General features: G+C 61.6%; 18 protein-coding genes. 8 read left to right on the top strand and 10 right to left on the bottom strand.

Going from position 1 to position 15,922, the window contains the following annotated elements:
• Positions 1 to 290: 290 nt before the first annotated feature.
• Complete coding sequence (locus JJN09_RS15700) at positions 291 to 1,055, top strand: SDR family oxidoreductase (RefSeq protein ID WP_249482554.1); 765 nt, start codon at positions 291 to 293, stop codon at positions 1,053 to 1,055.
• A 201-nt stretch (positions 1,056 to 1,256) separates the two neighbouring features.
• Positions 1,257 to 2,162: a cation diffusion facilitator family transporter gene (locus tag JJN09_RS15695; protein ID WP_249482553.1), complete on the top strand. Its 906-nt coding sequence runs from the start codon at positions 1,257 to 1,259 to the stop codon at positions 2,160 to 2,162.
• Positions 2,163 to 2,201: 39 nt separating this feature from the next.
• Here the strand turns inward: JJN09_RS15695 and JJN09_RS15690 are convergent, their stop codons facing one another.
• The 7 genes from JJN09_RS15690 to JJN09_RS15660 form a co-directional block, all read right to left on the bottom strand.
• Entirely contained in the window at positions 2,202 to 3,335 is a 1,134-nt protein-coding gene (locus JJN09_RS15690) for an AGE family epimerase/isomerase (RefSeq protein ID WP_249482552.1), read from the bottom strand.
• A gap of 210 nt (positions 3,336 to 3,545) precedes the next feature.
• Positions 3,546 to 4,118: a HupE/UreJ family protein gene (locus JJN09_RS15685; RefSeq protein WP_249482551.1), complete on the bottom strand. Its 573-nt coding sequence runs from the start codon at positions 4,116 to 4,118 to the stop codon at positions 3,546 to 3,548.
• A 26-nt stretch (positions 4,119 to 4,144) separates the two neighbouring features.
• On the bottom strand, positions 4,145 to 4,759 hold the full coding sequence (ureG, locus tag JJN09_RS15680) for an urease accessory protein UreG (RefSeq protein WP_008001031.1): 615 nt from the start codon (positions 4,757 to 4,759) through the stop codon (positions 4,145 to 4,147).
• Between the two features lie 22 nt (positions 4,760 to 4,781).
• On the bottom strand, positions 4,782 to 5,456 hold the full coding sequence (locus tag JJN09_RS15675) for an urease accessory protein UreF (RefSeq protein WP_249482550.1): 675 nt from the start codon (positions 5,454 to 5,456) through the stop codon (positions 4,782 to 4,784).
• Positions 5,453 to 5,953: an urease accessory protein UreE gene (ureE, locus tag JJN09_RS15670; protein ID WP_249482549.1), complete on the bottom strand. Its 501-nt coding sequence runs from the start codon at positions 5,951 to 5,953 to the stop codon at positions 5,453 to 5,455. Before ureE ends, JJN09_RS15675 begins: the two co-directional genes overlap by 4 nt.
• 203 nt (positions 5,954 to 6,156) lie before the next feature.
• Positions 6,157 to 6,789, bottom strand: coding sequence for a TetR family transcriptional regulator (locus JJN09_RS15665; protein WP_249482548.1), 633 nt, complete (start codon positions 6,787 to 6,789; stop codon positions 6,157 to 6,159).
• Positions 6,790 to 6,966: 177 nt separating this feature from the next.
• Positions 6,967 to 7,515 (bottom strand): hypothetical protein, encoded by a 549-nt coding sequence (locus tag JJN09_RS15660; RefSeq protein ID WP_249482547.1) that lies wholly within the window; start codon positions 7,513 to 7,515, stop codon positions 6,967 to 6,969.
• Between the two features lie 376 nt (positions 7,516 to 7,891).
• On the opposite strand from JJN09_RS15660, the gene JJN09_RS15655 reads away from it, so the two are divergent.
• Positions 7,892 to 9,967, top strand: a complete 2,076-nt coding sequence (locus JJN09_RS15655; RefSeq protein WP_249482546.1) for an AsmA family protein — start codon at positions 7,892 to 7,894, stop codon at positions 9,965 to 9,967.
• A gap of 102 nt (positions 9,968 to 10,069) precedes the next feature.
• On the opposite strand, the gene JJN09_RS15650 is transcribed toward JJN09_RS15655, so the two are convergent.
• Complete coding sequence (locus JJN09_RS15650) at positions 10,070 to 10,600, bottom strand: bacterioferritin (protein WP_064379129.1); 531 nt, start codon at positions 10,598 to 10,600, stop codon at positions 10,070 to 10,072.
• Between the two features lie 98 nt (positions 10,601 to 10,698).
• On the bottom strand, positions 10,699 to 11,601 hold the full coding sequence (locus tag JJN09_RS15645) for a LysR substrate-binding domain-containing protein (protein ID WP_249482545.1): 903 nt from the start codon (positions 11,599 to 11,601) through the stop codon (positions 10,699 to 10,701).
• A gap of 119 nt (positions 11,602 to 11,720) precedes the next feature.
• On the opposite strand from JJN09_RS15645, the gene JJN09_RS15640 reads away from it, so the two are divergent.
• The 3 genes from JJN09_RS15640 to JJN09_RS15630 all read left to right on the top strand — a co-directional run bounded on the left by JJN09_RS15640 (position 11,721) and on the right by JJN09_RS15630 (position 13,647).
• Positions 11,721 to 12,359, top strand: coding sequence for an FMN-dependent NADH-azoreductase (locus tag JJN09_RS15640; RefSeq protein ID WP_249482544.1), 639 nt, complete (start codon positions 11,721 to 11,723; stop codon positions 12,357 to 12,359).
• Positions 12,360 to 12,665 carry a multidrug efflux SMR transporter gene (locus tag JJN09_RS15635; RefSeq protein ID WP_249482543.1) on the top strand — a complete coding sequence of 102 codons (306 nt, stop codon included), beginning with the start codon at positions 12,360 to 12,362 and terminating at the stop codon, positions 12,663 to 12,665.
• Positions 12,666 to 12,756: 91 nt separating this feature from the next.
• Complete coding sequence (locus JJN09_RS15630) at positions 12,757 to 13,647, top strand: triacylglycerol lipase (RefSeq protein WP_249482542.1); 891 nt, start codon at positions 12,757 to 12,759, stop codon at positions 13,645 to 13,647.
• A 120-nt stretch (positions 13,648 to 13,767) separates the two neighbouring features.
• On the opposite strand, the gene JJN09_RS15625 is transcribed toward JJN09_RS15630, so the two are convergent.
• Entirely contained in the window at positions 13,768 to 14,655 is an 888-nt protein-coding gene (locus tag JJN09_RS15625) for a DMT family transporter (protein ID WP_249482541.1), read from the bottom strand.
• Positions 14,656 to 14,753: 98 nt separating this feature from the next.
• Between JJN09_RS15625 and JJN09_RS15620 the strand changes: the two genes are divergently transcribed.
• Positions 14,754 to 15,548, top strand: a complete 795-nt coding sequence (locus tag JJN09_RS15620) for a helix-turn-helix transcriptional regulator (protein WP_249482540.1) — start codon at positions 14,754 to 14,756, stop codon at positions 15,546 to 15,548.
• A gap of 63 nt (positions 15,549 to 15,611) precedes the next feature.
• Positions 15,612 to 15,917: a PsiF family protein gene (locus JJN09_RS15615; protein WP_025111807.1), complete on the top strand. Its 306-nt coding sequence runs from the start codon at positions 15,612 to 15,614 to the stop codon at positions 15,915 to 15,917.
• The last annotated feature ends 5 nt before the right edge of the window (positions 15,918 to 15,922 follow it).

The following is a 15,922-nucleotide window of genomic DNA, read 5'->3' as shown; positions in this document are numbered from 1 at the left end:
ACAATCGGCGGATCAGGGTCAAGCGAAAAACTTTGCTTTTGCCGCGCAAAGCCTTGTGTGGCGCGGCTTTGCGCATTTCCACTTGCCCCCGGAAACTGTGGAAGGGCTTGTGGATAACGTGCGTGCATGTGGCTACAGGCCACGCCGCACAAGGCGTTGCGAGCATTGATCAAAATATGAGCAGAAATGCACGCCAGTCGGTGGTTGCTCGTGAATGCCGGGCCGGGCATGCTGCCTGCTGATTTTCTATTCCAATGGCTGCCCCGGGTGGCCGAAGCAAGGAGAACACGATGTCCAACACCCTGTTTATCACCGGCGCGACGTCCGGTTTTGGTGAAGCCTGCGCCCGTCGTTTTGCCGAGGCCGGCTGGAAACTGGTGCTGACCGGTCGTCGTGAAGAACGCCTCAATGCGCTGTGCGCCGAGCTGTCGAAGCAGACCGAAGTGCATGGCCTGGTGCTGGACGTGCGTGATCGCAAGGCGATGGAGGAGGCGATTGCCAACCTGCCGCCGTCCTTCGCCAAGCTGCGCGGCCTGATCAACAACGCCGGGCTGGCGCTGGGCGTGGACCCGGCACCCAAGTGCGACCTCGACGATTGGGACACCATGGTCGACACCAACGTCAAAGGCCTGATGTACAGCACGCGTCTGCTGCTGCCACGCCTGATCGCCCACGGTCGCGGCGCTGGTATCGTCAACCTCGGTTCCATCGCCGGTAATTACCCGTACCCGGGTAGCCACATTTACGGCGCGACCAAGGCGTTCGTTAAACAGTTCTCGCTGAACCTGCGCTGCGATTTGCAGGGCACTGGCGTGCGCGTCAGCAACATCGAGCCGGGGCTGTGCGAGAGCGAGTTCTCGCTGGTGCGTTTCGCCGGTGATCAGGCACGTTACGACGCAACCTACGCCGGTGCCGAGCCGATCCAGCCACAGGACATCGCCGAGACGATCTTCTGGGTGCTGAATGCGCCGGCGCACATCAACATTAACAGCCTGGAACTGATGCCGGTGAGCCAGACCTGGGCCGGTTTTGCCATCGAGCGCAACAAGGCCTGACACCGCGTAACGGCTAATCGCTGGCAAGCCAGCTCCCACAGGGTTATCGGTGTACCCAAGCCTTGGGTTCGCCTTGAAACCTGTGGGAGCGGGCTTGCCCGCGAAGAGGCCGGAACGGGCAGTACAAGGCTTTGAGGTAAACTCCCCCTCGTAACAACCCCGCCGCACCCTGCGGTTTTCAAGGTTTTTCGAGGAGTTCAAGTGAGTAACCGAGGTGAGCAGTCGCTGCTCAAACAATCGACCATCCTGATGTTCGCCGTGGCGATCGCCGGGATCGTCACCGGTTTTGTTTCGGGTTCCCAGTCCATCCTGTTCGATGGCTTTTTTTCGTTGATTGCAACGTTCATCAAAGTCCTGATGCTGATCACGGCGAAGCTGATCGCCAAGCAAAGCAACCAGCGCTTCCAGTTCGGTTTCTGGCATCTGGAGCCGATGGTGCTGCTGATCGAGGGCAGTTTCCTGCTGCTGATCGCCATCTACGCGTTTCTCAACGGCGTGTTCGGCATCATCAATGGCGGTCGTGAAATCGAGCTGGGTCTGGTGATCATCTACGCGGCGGTGTTTACCGTTGTCGAGTTCGCCTACTTCTTCTACGTGCGCCACCGCAATCGCAAGCTTAAGTCGAGCCTGATTCAGTTCGACAACATCAGCTGGCTGGTGGACGCGATGCTCTCTGTGGGCCTGTTGATCAGTTTCCTCGCGGCGCTGCTGCTCAAGTCCCAGGGTTACGGCGAGTGGGCGAAATTTGTCGACCCGCTGATTCTCATCGTGCTGGCCCTGACCATGCTGCCGCCGGCGTTCAAGATCCTCGGCCCGGCGCTGCGTGACGTGCTCGGCATTGCGCCGGACACGCTGGACGATCAAGTCCGTCAGGTAATGGACGCGGCGAAGGCCGAGCATGGTTTCGACGACTACGTGTCCTACGTGCAGAAACACGGGCGGGCGCGGTTCATCGAGATTCATGTGGTGTTGCCGGCGGATTACCGATTGCAGAGCGTCGGCCAGCTGGATGTGCTGCGCGAGGAGATTTCCGCGAAGCTGGGCAAGCCGGACGCTGCGCGCTGGCTGACCATCAGCTTCACCGGCGACAGGAAGTGGATTGCCTGATGTTTCTGGGCGAGGGAGGCGACTCCCTCGCCACGGCTGTCAGCTCAGATAGTCGGCAAGGCCGCGATAGCAGGTCGCCAAGTGATACGGCGTGGTCGACGGCATGTCCTTGCGGCTGACCTCGCCCTGTTCGTCGCGGCATTCATACCAACCACCGGCGTGCAGGAAGCGCTGCTGCAACGCCTGCAACTGGCGCAGCACGGCGGCTTCGCTGCCCGGACGCAGTGTCAGCGCGCGCAGGTATTCGGCCTGGGCCCAGATACGCTGGGTCGAATCTTTCGGGCGTCCGTCCAGATTCAGATCGAGCATGGCCCGCACAGCACCGGACGGCTGCACCACGCCGTACTGCTCGGTGAACGCAAAGGCGCGGTCCAGCGCGACATGCAGTTTCGAACCGCGCAGCAGAGGCGAGGATTCCAGCAGGAAATACCATTCGAACTGATGGCCCGGCTCATACCAGTTATCCACAGCCCCCAGCGGTTTTTCCATCAGCACGCCATGTTGCGGATCGACGAAACGCTTGTGCATGGCTGTGCATAACTCGCTCAGCGCTTGCTTGGCCTGGGCATCTTCGCGCACGGACAGAGTGGCGAGGAAGGCTTCGGCCAGGTGCATCAGTGGGTTTTGCAGCGGACCGGTTTCCAGCGTGGTCCAGTCGCGGTCGAGGCAGGCTTCGTAGAGGCCATCACCGGTGGCGAAACGCCGGCAGATGACTTCCAGCGCAGCGTTCAGGGTCGATTCGACCAAGGGCTCGCGGGACTTTTCCCAGTAATGCGCGCAGGCGAACAGGATGAAGGCGTGGGTGTAGAGATCCTTGCGCTGATCCAGCGGTTTGCCCTGCGGATCGATGCTGTAGAACCAGCCACCGTGCTCTGCATCGTGGAAGTGCCGTTGCAGGGAGCGGAACAGCGCGGCCGCCCGGACTTCAGCGTTATCCACAACCCCGATCAGGCTGGAAAACAGATACAACTGCCGTGCGCAGGCCATGGCCCGATAGCGCTGCGGTGGCAGCGGCTGATGCGCGGCGTCCAGCGCCTCGTAAGGCAACGCCATGTCGGCGTTCCATCCCGGTCCTTGCCAAAGGGGCACGATCACGTCCAGAAAGTGCTGTTGCACTTCACCGAACAGGGCGGTCAATTCAGGCAGGGAAATGGAGCGGGAAGCATGAGGCATGGGCGGACGTCGTCACGGCAGGGGCGATTGCGCGACATGGTAGCAGAGCGGCGGCCTTTAGAGTCTTGGTGTCTGATCGGCCGTCATCGCTGGCAAGTCGAATCGTCGCACCGCAGCTCCCACAGGGGTATCGGTGTACACAATTTTGTGATCGCCTCGATACTGTGGGAGCTGCCTTGCCAGCGATGGGGCCGGATCAGGCAATAGAAATCAGCCGGCCAGCAGCCACGCGCCGGTCACCGCCGAAGCTGCTCCGACCAGTCGCACTAGCGGTGCGGCCGCCTGAGGCAGAAAGCGCACGACGGCATAACCCGCCGCATGCAGTGCAGCGGTCGCGACCACGAAACCGGCGGCATACGCCCACGGGCTCGACATGTCCGGCAACTCCAGGCCGTGGGCCACGCCGTGGAACAGCGCAAACAGCGCCGTCGCCGACACCGCCATCACCAGCGGCGGACGCACCGCCAGCGCCACCGCCAGGCCCAGCGCCAGCACCGACGCGGCAATCCCGCTTTCCAGCGTCGGCAACTCCAGTCCTTCAAAACCGAGCAGGCCGCCGATCAGCATGGTGCCGACAAAGGTGCACGGCAGCGCCCAGCGCGCGGCGCCTTGTTGCTGCGCGGCCCACAAGCCGACGGCCACCATCGCCAGCAAATGGTCGAGGCCGCCGATCGGGTGGCTGATGCCGGCCACCAGGCCAGAGTCGCCGTGGCCGGGGTGGGCGAAGGCCAGTGCCGGGGTCAGCAGCAGCGCGACGGCGCCGAGAATACGTTTGAGTGTCATGGAGAAGCTTCCTTGTTGATAGTGAATCAGGCCGCCGTCAGCAGGCCCTGGCGTTCGATGAAGGCGATGATTTCTTCCAGGCCCTGACCGGTTTTCTGGTTGCTGAACACGAACGGCTTGCCGTTGCGCATGCGTTGGGTGTCGCTGTTCATCATCTCCAGCGAGGCGCCGACCAGCGGTGCGAGGTCGATCTTGTTGATCACCAGCAGGTCGGATTTGCAGATGCCGGGCCCGCCCTTGCGTGGCAGCTTGTCGCCGGCCGAAACGTCGATTACGTAGATGGTCAGGTCGGACAGTTCCGGGCTGAAGGTAGCGGAAAGGTTATCGCCACCGGACTCCACCAGAATCAGGTCCAGCCCCGGAAAACGCCGGTTCAGTTGATCCACTGCTTCAAGGTTGATCGAGGCGTCTTCGCGAATGGCGGTGTGCGGGCAGCCACCGGTTTCCACGCCGATGATCCGCTCCGGCGCCAAAGCTTCGTTTCGCACCAGAAAGTCGGCGTCTTCGCGGGTGTAGATGTCGTTGGTGACCACCGCCAGGTTGTAGCGCTCGCGCAGGGCCAGGCACAGGGCCAGGGTCAACGCGGTTTTGCCGGAACCGACCGGGCCGCCGATGCCGACGCGCAGGGGTTGTGTGTTCATGTGATTCTCCAGATAAAAGGCCCTAGGAACGGAACAGGCGGCTGTACTGGCGCTCATGGGCCATGCACGCCAGGGACAGACCGAACGCGGCGCTGCCGAGGTGTTCGGGATTGATTCGGGTGGCGTCTTGCTGCGCCTGCTGCAACAACGGCAGCAGTTCGCTGGTCAGGCGCTGGGCGGCTTGCTGGCCCAGCGGCAGGGTTTTCATCAGCACCGCGAGCTGGTTTTCCAGCCAGCTCCACAGCCACGCGGCGAGGGCGTCCTGCGGGCTGATCCGCCAGGCGCGTGCGGCCAGTGCCCAGCACAGGGCCAGATGTGGTTCGACGCATTGTTCGAGAAAGGTCCGGGCCGGCAGATCAAGTTCGGGCAAACCGTTGAGCAATTGCTGCAACGAGTAGCCCATCTGCCGGCTCTCCAGATGCAGTTCGCGGGTTTCGCGGCTGGCGCGGTGGCTCTCGCAGAGCTTGCGCAATTCATCCCAGTTTTCGTTCGCTGCGGCCTGGCAATGGGAGAGCAGCAAGGGCGCTTCGAACCGCGCGAGGTTGAGCAGCAATTGATCGCTGATCCAGCGCCGGGCGCTGTCCGGGTTGCCGACGCGGCCGTTATCCACAGCCATTTCCAGGCCTTGGGAATAGCTGTAACCGCCAATCGGCAACTGCGGACTGGCCAGGCGCAGCAGCGCCCAGGCCGGGTTCACAAACGGACGCCGAACTGGTGGAGTTTCGGCGCGTAGTTGAAGTCCTCGTCACCGTGCCGCGAATGATGATGGCCGCCACCGTAGGCGCCGTGTTCCGGCTGGAACGGCGCTTCGATCGATTCGACCTGCGCGCCCAGCTGTTCAAGCATCGCCTTGAGCACGTAGTCGTCGAGCAGCCGCAACCAGCCGTCACCGACTTGCAGCGCAACGTGGCGATTGCCCAGGTGATAGGCGGCGCGGGTCAGTTCGAAGGCGTTGGCGCAGGTGACGTGCAGCAGTTGTTCAGGGCGGGCGCAGACCCGGACGATCCGGCCATCTTCTGCTTGCAGGTATTCGCCGTCATACAGTGGAGGCTGACCGCGCTCCAGAAACAGTCCGACGTCTTCGCCTTCGGCACTGAAACAGCGCAGGCGGCTTTTGCTCCTGGCCTCGAAAGTCAGGTGCAACTCGGCGGCCCAGACGGGTTGGGGGTCGATTCTGCGATGAATCACCAGCATCGGAAAGCTTCCTGCTAAGAACAATGCTCAGGCTAGAGCAAGGGGCTTGCCAATCGGACGAAGCGTAGGAAAACCCTGTCGGAGCGTAGTGGATGTTTCAAGATGTTGCAGGATTGTGAGGTGTTTTGGTGCATGAAGGTTTTTACATGCACCAATTTACGGCGCAAAAAAAATCGCAGCTCCAGGCTGCGATTTTTGCTTTCTTACTCGGTACTCCCGAGCCCTTGCCAGTGCTTGAGCCCGATAAAGATGAAGCGCAACTGCTGGGTGATCTTCGCCTGGGGCGTCAGATGCTCGGGCAGCGCTTCGGCCGGCGGGTCGATGATGTCCGGCAGGGTGGCGAACACCGATTTGACGATCAGGTCGGCCATCACGCTCAAGCCTTCGTGGTGCAAATGCTGCAACTTGGGCATCAAGGCCAGATCCGCTGCCAGGTCGGAGCTGATGTTCTCGCGCAACCGGCCAATCGCCTGGCGCACCGGCAGCGATCCACCGTACTGCTCACGGGCCAGAAACAGGAACTGTGAACGGTTGGCGCTGACCACGTCGAGGAAGATTCGCACCGAGGCATCGATGATCCCGCCCATGACGAATTCGTTGTGGCGCACCAAGCGGATGGTTTCGCGGAAGGTCTGGCCGACTTCGCTGACCAGTACAAGACCCAGTTCGTCCATGTCGGCGAAATGCCGGTAGAAACCGGTGGGCACGATGCCGGCGGTTTTCGTCACTTCACGCAGGCTCAGGCTGCCGAATCCTCGGCCGCTTTCCATCAAGTGGCGGGCAGCGTCCATCAGGGCGTTGCGGGTCTGTTGTTTCTGTTCGGCGCGGGGCAGCATCGCAAGGGTGTGTTCTTAGGCAGGACAAGCGCCGCACTCTAGCAAATCGGCTTTGCCGGCGTCGAACGGCAGCGGGGAATACAGCGGGGAACCGCGACTTCTTTATGTTTATGCGAGCCTCTGAAAAGTCAAAAGCCCAATCCGGGGATTGGGCTTTTTTTCCAGGCCGCCACGGGCTTAGCTCAAAGCACTGTTGCGTTCGATCACGCGGTCACCACCACCTTCGGCCAGGGTTTGACCTTGTGGGGTTTTGTCGTAGCCATCAGCCGCGAGGGTCTGGCCTTGTGGGGTGCGATCGGAACCATCGGCAGCAAGGGTCTGGCCTTGTGGGGTGCGATCGGAACCATCGGCAGCAAGGGTCTGGCCTTGTGGGGTGCGATCGGATCCATCGGCAGCAAGGGTTTGACCTTGTGGAGTGCGATCCGAGCCGTCTTGAACCAGACCTTTCTCTTCCAGGCGATCACGGCCGCCTTCAGCTACGGTTTGACCTTGTGGAGTCTTGTCATAGCCATCTTGAACCAGACCTTTTTCTTCCAGGCGGTTACGACCGTTTTCAGCCAGGGTCTGGCCTTGTGGAGTGCGGTCCGAACCGTCAGCGGCAACAGTCTGGCTGAACACCGAGTGGCTGGATTTCACTTGCGGGGTAGCCTGGTCGGCAGCTGGCAGAGCAAAAGCGGTGCTGGCCAGCATCGAGAGGGTAAGACTGAACAGAAGTTGGCGTTTCATGATGGGTTGCTCCTTGGGAGGGCGATAAAGTGGGTACGAGGGCAATGCTACTCTCGATAAGTCGATATAAAAGTTCATAAACACAATGGTAATAATCAACAGAATTGATTGTTCGCCCGGGAGGCTCTAGCTCGGGCGTTTCAGGCGGGTGGTTTTGCACTGGGGTGGGTATTTTCCACCCACTTGCGCCCCGCAAAAGTGCGGGTCCGGTAACGCCAAGTCGACCGATCGGTCAGAATGGCGACCGCTTTTTGGCCCCAATCGGGGCTTTCGATTAAACCTGCGGGCTGTTTGTCAGTCGTAGACTTCATGAGGGCCGTTAACGGCCCGTCGCATCAGCGGTGTCGATCCGCCGTCGTTTTCAGGAGCTTTGTGCATGACGCGCACCCGTAAAATCTTCGCCTGGACCTTCGCCACCCTTGTGCTGTTGCTGGCGGTGCTGGTCCTGATCATCGTGTTCTTCGATTGGAACCGGATCAAACCGCCGCTCAATGCCAAAGTCTCGGAAGAACTGCACCGACCGTTCGCCATCAACGGCAACCTGTCGGTGGTCTGGCGGCGCGAACTCGACGAAGGCGGCTGGCGCGCCTGGGTGCCGTGGCCGCATGTGGTGGCCGAAGACCTGACGCTGGGCAACCCGGACTGGTCGAAGCAGCCGCAGATGGTCACCCTCAAAAAGGTCGAACTGCGCATTTCGCCGCTGGCGCTGCTGGCACAACGGGTGACGATCCCGCGTATCGACCTGACTGAACCCAACGCGCAATTGCAGCGTCTGGCTGACGGTCGTGCCAACTGGACGTTCAAGTTCGATCCCAAGGACCCTAATGCTGAGCCCTCGAACTGGGTGGTGGACATCGGCGCCATCGGTTTCGACAAGGGTCATGTCACTCTGGACGACCAGACCCTCAAGACCAACCTCGACCTGCTGATCGATCCGCTGGGCAAGCCGATCCCCTTCAGCGAAATCGTCGGCGACAAAGCGGCGAAAACCGCGCTGGAAAAGGGCGGCGCACCGCAGGATTATGCTTTCGCACTGAAAGTCACCGGCCAGTACCACGGTCAGAAACTCACCGGCCAAGGCAAGATCGGCGGCCTGCTGGCCTTGCAGGATGCGGCCAAACCCTTCCCGCTGCAGGCCCAGGCGAAGGTCGGCGACACCAGCATCGAACTCGCCGGCACGCTGACCGAACCGCTGAACCTCGGCGCCCTCGACCTGCGCCTGAAACTGGCGGGCGCGAGCCTCGGCAATCTCTATCCGCTGACCGGTGTCACCCTGCCGGACACGCCGCCGTATTCCACCGACGGTCGTTTGATCGCCAAACTGCATGAGCCGGACGGCGCGCAGTTCCGCTACGAGCAATTCAACGGCAAGATCGGCGGTAGCGATATTCACGGCGACTTGGCCTACGTCGCCAGTAAGCCGCGGCCCAAGCTGAGTGGCGCGCTGCTGTCCAATCAGTTGCTGTTCGCCGACCTCGCACCATTGATCGGTGCCGACTCCAATGCCAAGCAAAAGGCCCGCGGCGGCGAAAGCAAACAACCAGCGGACAAAGTGCTGCCGGTGGAGGAGTTCAAGACCGAGCGCTGGCGCGACATGGACGCCGACGTCGAATTCACCGGCAAACGCATCGTCCACAGCGAGAAGCTGCCGTTCACCGACCTCTATACCCACCTCAAACTCAACGACGGCGAACTGAGCCTGGAACCGCTGCGTTTCGGCGTAGCCGGCGGCAATCTCGATGCGCAGATCCGTCTCAACGGCCGCACTGAACCGTTGGAAGGTCGGGCGAAACTGACCGCGCGCAAGTTCAAGCTCAAGCAACTGTTCCCGACCTTCGAACCGATGAAGACCAGTTTCGGCGAGCTCAACGGCGACGCCGACATCAGCGGTCGCGGCAACTCGGTGGCCAAACTGCTGGGCGGTGCCAACGGCAACCTGAAGATGCTGATCAATGACGGCGCGATCAGCCGTGAACTGATGGAGCTGGCGGGCCTCAACGTCGGCAACTACGTGGTCGGCAAGGTCTTCGGCGACAAGGAAGTGAAGATCAACTGCGCAGCGGCGGACTTCGACATCAAGACCGGGCTGGCGACCACGCGGCTGTTCGTGTTCGATACCGAGAACGCGATCATCTACATCGACGGCACGGCGAACATGGCCACCGAGCAGCTGGACCTGACCGTGACCCCGGAATCCAAGGGCTGGCGTCTGATCTCCCTGCGTTCGCCGTTGTACGTGCGCGGCAAGTTCATCAAGCCTGACGCCGGGGTGAAAGCGGTGCCGCTGATCCTTCGCGGGGCCGGCATGGTGGCGCTTGGCGTGATCGCCGCGCCGGCGGCGGGGCTGCTGGCGCTGGTGGCGCCGAGTGGCGGCGAGCCGAATCAGTGCGCGCCGTTGCTGGAGCAGATGAAGGCGGGCAAGGCACCGGTGACCGTCAAACCCACTAAATGATTTTTTAGCGTTTATCAGAAAGCAATCGCGGGCAAGCCCGCTCCCACAGGTTTTTCACTGAACCTGTGGGAGCGGGCTTGCCCGCGATCGGATCTGGAAGTCTCAGAGGTCTTTCAGGATATCGGCCATGTCATCCGCATGCTCTTCTTCCTGAGCCAGGATGTCTTCGAAGATCCGTCGCGTGGTCGGATCCTTTTCGCCGATGTACTGGATGATCTCGCGGTAGCTGTCGATGGCGATCCGTTCGGCCACCAGGTCTTCGTAGACCATTTCCTTCAAGGTGTTGCCGGCCACGTATTGCGCGTGGGACATCTTCGACAGCAGGTCAGGGTTGAACTCGGGCTCGCCGCCCAGTTGCACGATGCGCTCGGCGAGACGGTCGGCATGTTCGGCTTCCTGAGTGGCGTGCTCGAGGAACTCGTCGGCGGCGACGTTGGCTTTCAGGCCGTTGGCCATGAAGTAGTGGCGCTTGTAGCGCAAGACGCAGACCAGTTCGGTGGCCAGCGATTCGTTGAGCAGGCGCAGCACTTCTTCACGGTTGGCGCTGTAGCTTTCGGTCACCGCGCCATTTTCCACGTGCTGGCGTGCGCGCTCACGCAGGGTTTGAACATCAGACAAATGCAGGTCACTCATTTCAGTCTCCTGGAGGCTAATCCAATTGGCGTCACGTTCTGTTGACGTGATCGTTACCTGGTTGTGAGTGATGAACGCTGCAAAAAGTTTTGTCGGATTCAGCGCGGGACATGCCCGGAAAGTTGAGCCTCTTCGCGCAGCCAGGCAAAAAACGCTTTCACCGGTGGATGCCGCTCGCGGCCCGGTACGCAGAGGGCGCTATAACCGGCGCCGTCGACCTGCACCTCGCCCTTGTACGGCACCAGCAGACCGCTGGCGACGCTCTCCGAGACGAGGATGTTGCTCGCCAGCACCAACCCTTGCCCGGCGATGGCGGCTTGCAGGGCGTAATGCTCTTCATCGTATTCGCGAATGGCCGGATGCTGATTGAGCCAGTTCTCGCCCGATTGCGCGCACCACGCTTCCCAGCCATGGGCGTAAAGCTTGGAGTTGTGCCAACGCACGCTGATCAACGCCGGGGTGCGGCGAGCAGCCAGCGCCACCTGCTCCGGCGAGCCGTACACGCCGAACGATTCATCGAACAGGCACAACCCGTAGAGGTTCGGGTAGTCATCAAGGCTGTAGCGCAGCACCAGATCGACGCTGGCGTCCTGATGCAGGTCGATCACTTCGCAATGCGTATCCAGCCGCACATTGATGTTCGGATGCTTTGCGTAAAACCGCCCCAGTCGCGGCACCAGCCACAGCGCGGCGAAGGCGGCGGTGGTCGACAGCGTCAGGCTGCTGCCGCTGCGTTGCGGGCGCAGGGTGTCGACGCTTTGCGCCACTTCCAGAAACGCCCCGTGCAGGCTGCGGAACAGCCGCTCGCCACCCTCGGTCAGGCGCACCTGACGCGGCAGGCGTTCGAACAGCGCCACGCCAAGCCAGTCCTCCAGCGAGCGGATCTGATGGGAAATCGCCGTCGGCGTCACCGCCAGTTCTTCGGCGGCCGCCTTGAAACTCAATAGCCGTGAGGCGGATTCAAACGCGCGCAGGGCGGTCAGCGGCAATGAAGCGAACATGGAAGCTCCATAGATGAAATCAATTCATCCAGACTGATTTTTGCTCATTTGAGGCGATGGCGTGAGCGCTGCAATCTGGCACCACACAGTCATTCAAGTCTAGTCCCAAGGAGTCTCAGATGAGCAAGATTCTTGCGATCCATGCCAGCCCTCGCGGTGAGCGTTCCCATTCGCGGCGCTTGGCGGAAAGCTTTCTCAGCGCCTGGCAAGTCCGCCACCCAAAGGCTCAAGTGACCCGCCGAGAAGTCGGGCGTGCGTTGATTCCGGCGGTGAATGAAGCGTTTGTCGCGGCGGCGTTTTACCCGGAGCCCGAAGCACGTCCGCTGACGATGCAAGCGGATCTGGCGCTCAGCGATCAACTGGTGGGTGAGTTGTTCGATCACGACCTGCTGCTGATTTCCACGCCGATGTACAACTTCAATGTGCCCAGCGGCCTCAAGGCCTGGGTCGATCAGATCGTGCGTCTGGGCCTGACGTTCGACCACACCCTGGACAACGGCATCGCCCAGTACACGCCGCTGCTGCGCGGCAAGAAGGCGCTGATCGTCACCAGTCGCGGCGGTTTCGGATTCGGCCCGGGCGGTGAGCTGGAGGCGCTGAATCACGCTGATCCATGGTTGCGCACCGCGCTGGGCTTCATCGGCATCAACGACGTCACGGTGGTCGCCGCCGAGGGCGAGGAGTCCGCCGAACGCACCTTCGCGGTGTCGGTGGCCGAGGCCGAGCAGCGCTTGCTCGATCTGGCCCGGGCGTTCTAGGTGGCCTGGCTGTTCTTGCTGATCGCGGCCGGGTTCGAGGTCACCTTTGCCATGGGCATGAAGTACGCCGAGGGCTTCACCCGGCTCTGGCCGTCGCTGATAACGGTGATTGCTGCGGTGGGCGGGATTTACTTCCTGGCCCTGGCGATGCGCGAGTTGCCGGTGAGCATCGCCTACCCGATCTGGACCGCCATCGGCTCGCTCGGCACGGTGTTTCTCGGTTTCGCGTTGCTGGGCGAGAGTCTGACGCTGGTGAAGTTGCTGTCGGTGGGGCTGATTGTGGCAGGGGTGGTGGGGCTGAAGTAGGCTGCTCGTGGAGTTGTCATCATCAAGGAGGATGCTTGGCGGGCGTTTTGCACGTCATGCATCCACCCACCGACCACAAGGATGTTTGCCCATGTCGCAAGCTTCGGCCACACGTTATCCACTGGTGCTGGTGCCGGGAATGCTCGGTTTCATCCGGCTGGTGCTGTACCCGTACTGGTACGGGATCATCAAAGCGTTGCGCCGGGGTGGTGCGACGGTGATTGCGGTGCAGGTGTCACCGCTCAATTCCACGGAAGTGCGCGGCGAGCAGTTACTGGCGCGCATCGATGAAATCCTGCGCCAGACCGGTGCGACCAAGGTCAATCTGTTTGGCCATAGCCAGGGCTCGCTGACGGCGCGGTACGCGGCGGCCAGGCGCCCGGATCTGGTGGCGTCGGTAACGTCGGTGGCCGGGCCCAATCACGGTTCGGAACTGGCCGACTATCTGGCGAAACACTATCCGGCAGACAGCGCCCGGGGCCGCATTCTTGAGGCGCTGTTGCGTTTTGTCGGCTGGCTGATGGCATTCATGGAAACCGGTTACCACGGCCCGAAACTGCCGGTGGATATCCACGCCTCACACCATTCCCTGACCACCGAAGGCGTGGCGCTGTTCAATCAGCGTTATCCACAGGGCTTGCCTGATACCTGGGGCGGGCAGGGGGCGGAAGAGGTCAACGGTGTGCGTTATTACTCATGGTCCGGCACCTTGCAGCCGGGCAAGACCGACCGCGGTGGCAACCTGTTCGACGGCACCAACCGCAGTTGCCGGTTGTTTGCCAAGACCTTCGTGCGCGAGCCGGGACAGTGCGACGGCATGGTCGGACGCTACAGCTCGCACCTGGGCACGGTCATCGGTGATGACTATCCGATGGATCACTTCGACATCGTCAACCAGTCGCTGGGACTGGTCGGCAAAGGCGCGGATCCGGTGCGGCTGTTCGTCGAGCACGCGGCGCGCCTCAAGGCTGCCGGGGTTTAGCAGGCAGACCACGCTATCGTTCATCGCTGGCAAGCCAGCTCCCACAGTGATTCGGGCGTCCACAAGATGTGTGTTCGACCCCAGCCCTGTGGGAGCTGGCTTGCCAGCGAAGAGGCCGGATCAGGCAACGCTGAGTTTGCGGCCGAGCACCGTCGTCCAACGCTCGGAAAGAATCACTCCACCCAGCGTCAGCAAACCACCGACCAAGTGATACATCGCCAGTTGTTCCTTCAATACCACCGCGGCAATCAGCGCGGTGATCAACGGCAACAGGTTGAAGAACAGCGTGGTCCGGCTCGGGCCCAGACGCTGCACGGCCTGCATCCACGCCAGCGGCGCGAGCATCGAGGCCAGCAGGCACGCGTACAGCACCAACGGAATGTTCTGCAGGGTCAGGCCGGTTTTCGGCGACATGGCGTACAGCGGAAACAGCACCACTACCGCCACCAGCACCTGCAAATACAGCAACACCAATGGCGGCAAACGCAGCTGCCATTTTTTCAGCAAGGTGCTGTAGATCGCATAGGCGAGGGTGGCGATCAGCATCATCGCGTCGCCCAGGTTCACCCCGTGTTGCAGCAGTGCGCCGAGGCTGCCGGACGACACCACCACCAGCACACCGGCGAACGACAGTACCGCACCGACCAGCGCACCGGCGGTCAGGCGCTGGCCGAGGCTGATGATCGCCATGGCCAGCGACATCAGTGGCATCAGCGACAGGATGATGCCCATGTTGGTGGCGGTGGTCATGGTCGCGGCGAAGTAGGCCAAGCTCTGATAGACCGCCATGCCCAGCACGCCGAGGATGAAAATCTTGCCGAGGTTCGGGCGGATCTGCGGCCAGTGAGCGATGACCTTCCTGAGCATGAACGGGGTGAACAGCAGGCCGGCGAGCAGCCAGCGATAGAAGCCGATCTCGGCGGGAAAAATCGCGCCGACAGCCAGCTTGTTGATCACGGTGTTGCCGGCCCAGATGAAAATCGCCAGCAGGGGAAACGCGTATTGCATGGGAGGAAAAACCAGTACGTTGATGAACGGTGATTATCTCCTGTCTGGATGCAGGCCTATACTGCGAACCGGACAACCTGCCTCTGATTCCGGACAGCATGAACAGTAAACACATCGACCTTTTGGATTTCAGCGAATTGCCGTCGGCAGTGTATTTCCGCTATGCCGACTTCAACGCCCACGAATACGCCGCGCCGCACCGCCATCCGTGGGGCACGCTGGAATACGCGGCCCACGGCGTGCTGCACATGGATGTCGACGGCAGCCGCTTCATGTCGCCGCCACAATACGCGGTGTGGGTGCCGCCGCAGGTCGAGCACAGTTTCTACAGCCATCAGCCGGTCAACTATCGCGCGGTGTGTCTGGCGCCAGAGGTGTGCGCAGACTTGCCGGCCCAGGCCTGCACCCTGGCGATCAGCGATATCCTCAAGGCAATCCTCAAGGACTTCGCTGCCCGAGATGTGAAGATCCCCGCGTTCGACGCCGACCAGCGCCTGGCCCAGGTGCTGGTGGATCAACTGCGGCAGGCGCCGGTTCATCAATGCTATTTGCCCTACGCCAGAAGCCCCGGCTTGCTGACCATCCTAGAAACCCTGCAGGCCGAGCCCGGCAACAACGAGCCGCTGGCGCACTGGGCGGCGCAGGTGCATGTCAGCGAGCGCACCCTGGCCCGGCAATTCGTGCGGGAGTTGGGGATGAGTTTCGGCGAATGGCGCCAGCGCCTGCGTTATCTTGCGGCCATCGAGGCGCTGGAAAGTTCGCGCAGCGTGCAGGAAATCGCCTTTGATCTCGGCTACAGCAGCGGGTCTGCTTTCATCGCCATGTTTGCGCGGCAGGCGGGGTGTACGCCGGAGCAATACCGGCGCAGTCACCTTGAGGGTAGGAAGGTGTAACAAGCTTTGACTACACTCAGCCGGAGGCCGCCTCCATCGATGCGGCAACAAGGAGAAAACTCCATGAAGATGTTGCGTGTCCCTTTGTTGATGATCGGTCTGCTGCTGTGCTCCCAGGGTTTTGCCGCCACGGCGCAACAGAACAAGATGACCACCTGCAACGCCGACGCCACGGCCAAGAGCCTGAAAGGCGATGAGCGCAAGACCTTCATGAGCACTTGCCTCAAGGCAGCGCCGGCGGCCAACGACGCCAAGACGCTGACCCCGCAGCAGGAAAAGATGAAAACCTGTAATGCCGATGCCAAGACCAAGGCGCTGACGGGGGATGCGCGCAAGACTTTCATGAGTGATTGCCTGAAGAAGAAATGAGGTGG

Origin of the sequence: Pseudomonas sp. HS6 (assembly GCF_023375815.1) — a bacterium.
In the GTDB taxonomy this organism is placed as follows: Bacteria; Pseudomonadota; Gammaproteobacteria; order Pseudomonadales; family Pseudomonadaceae; genus Aquipseudomonas.
This window is presented reverse-complemented; position numbering and strand designations above follow the sequence as displayed.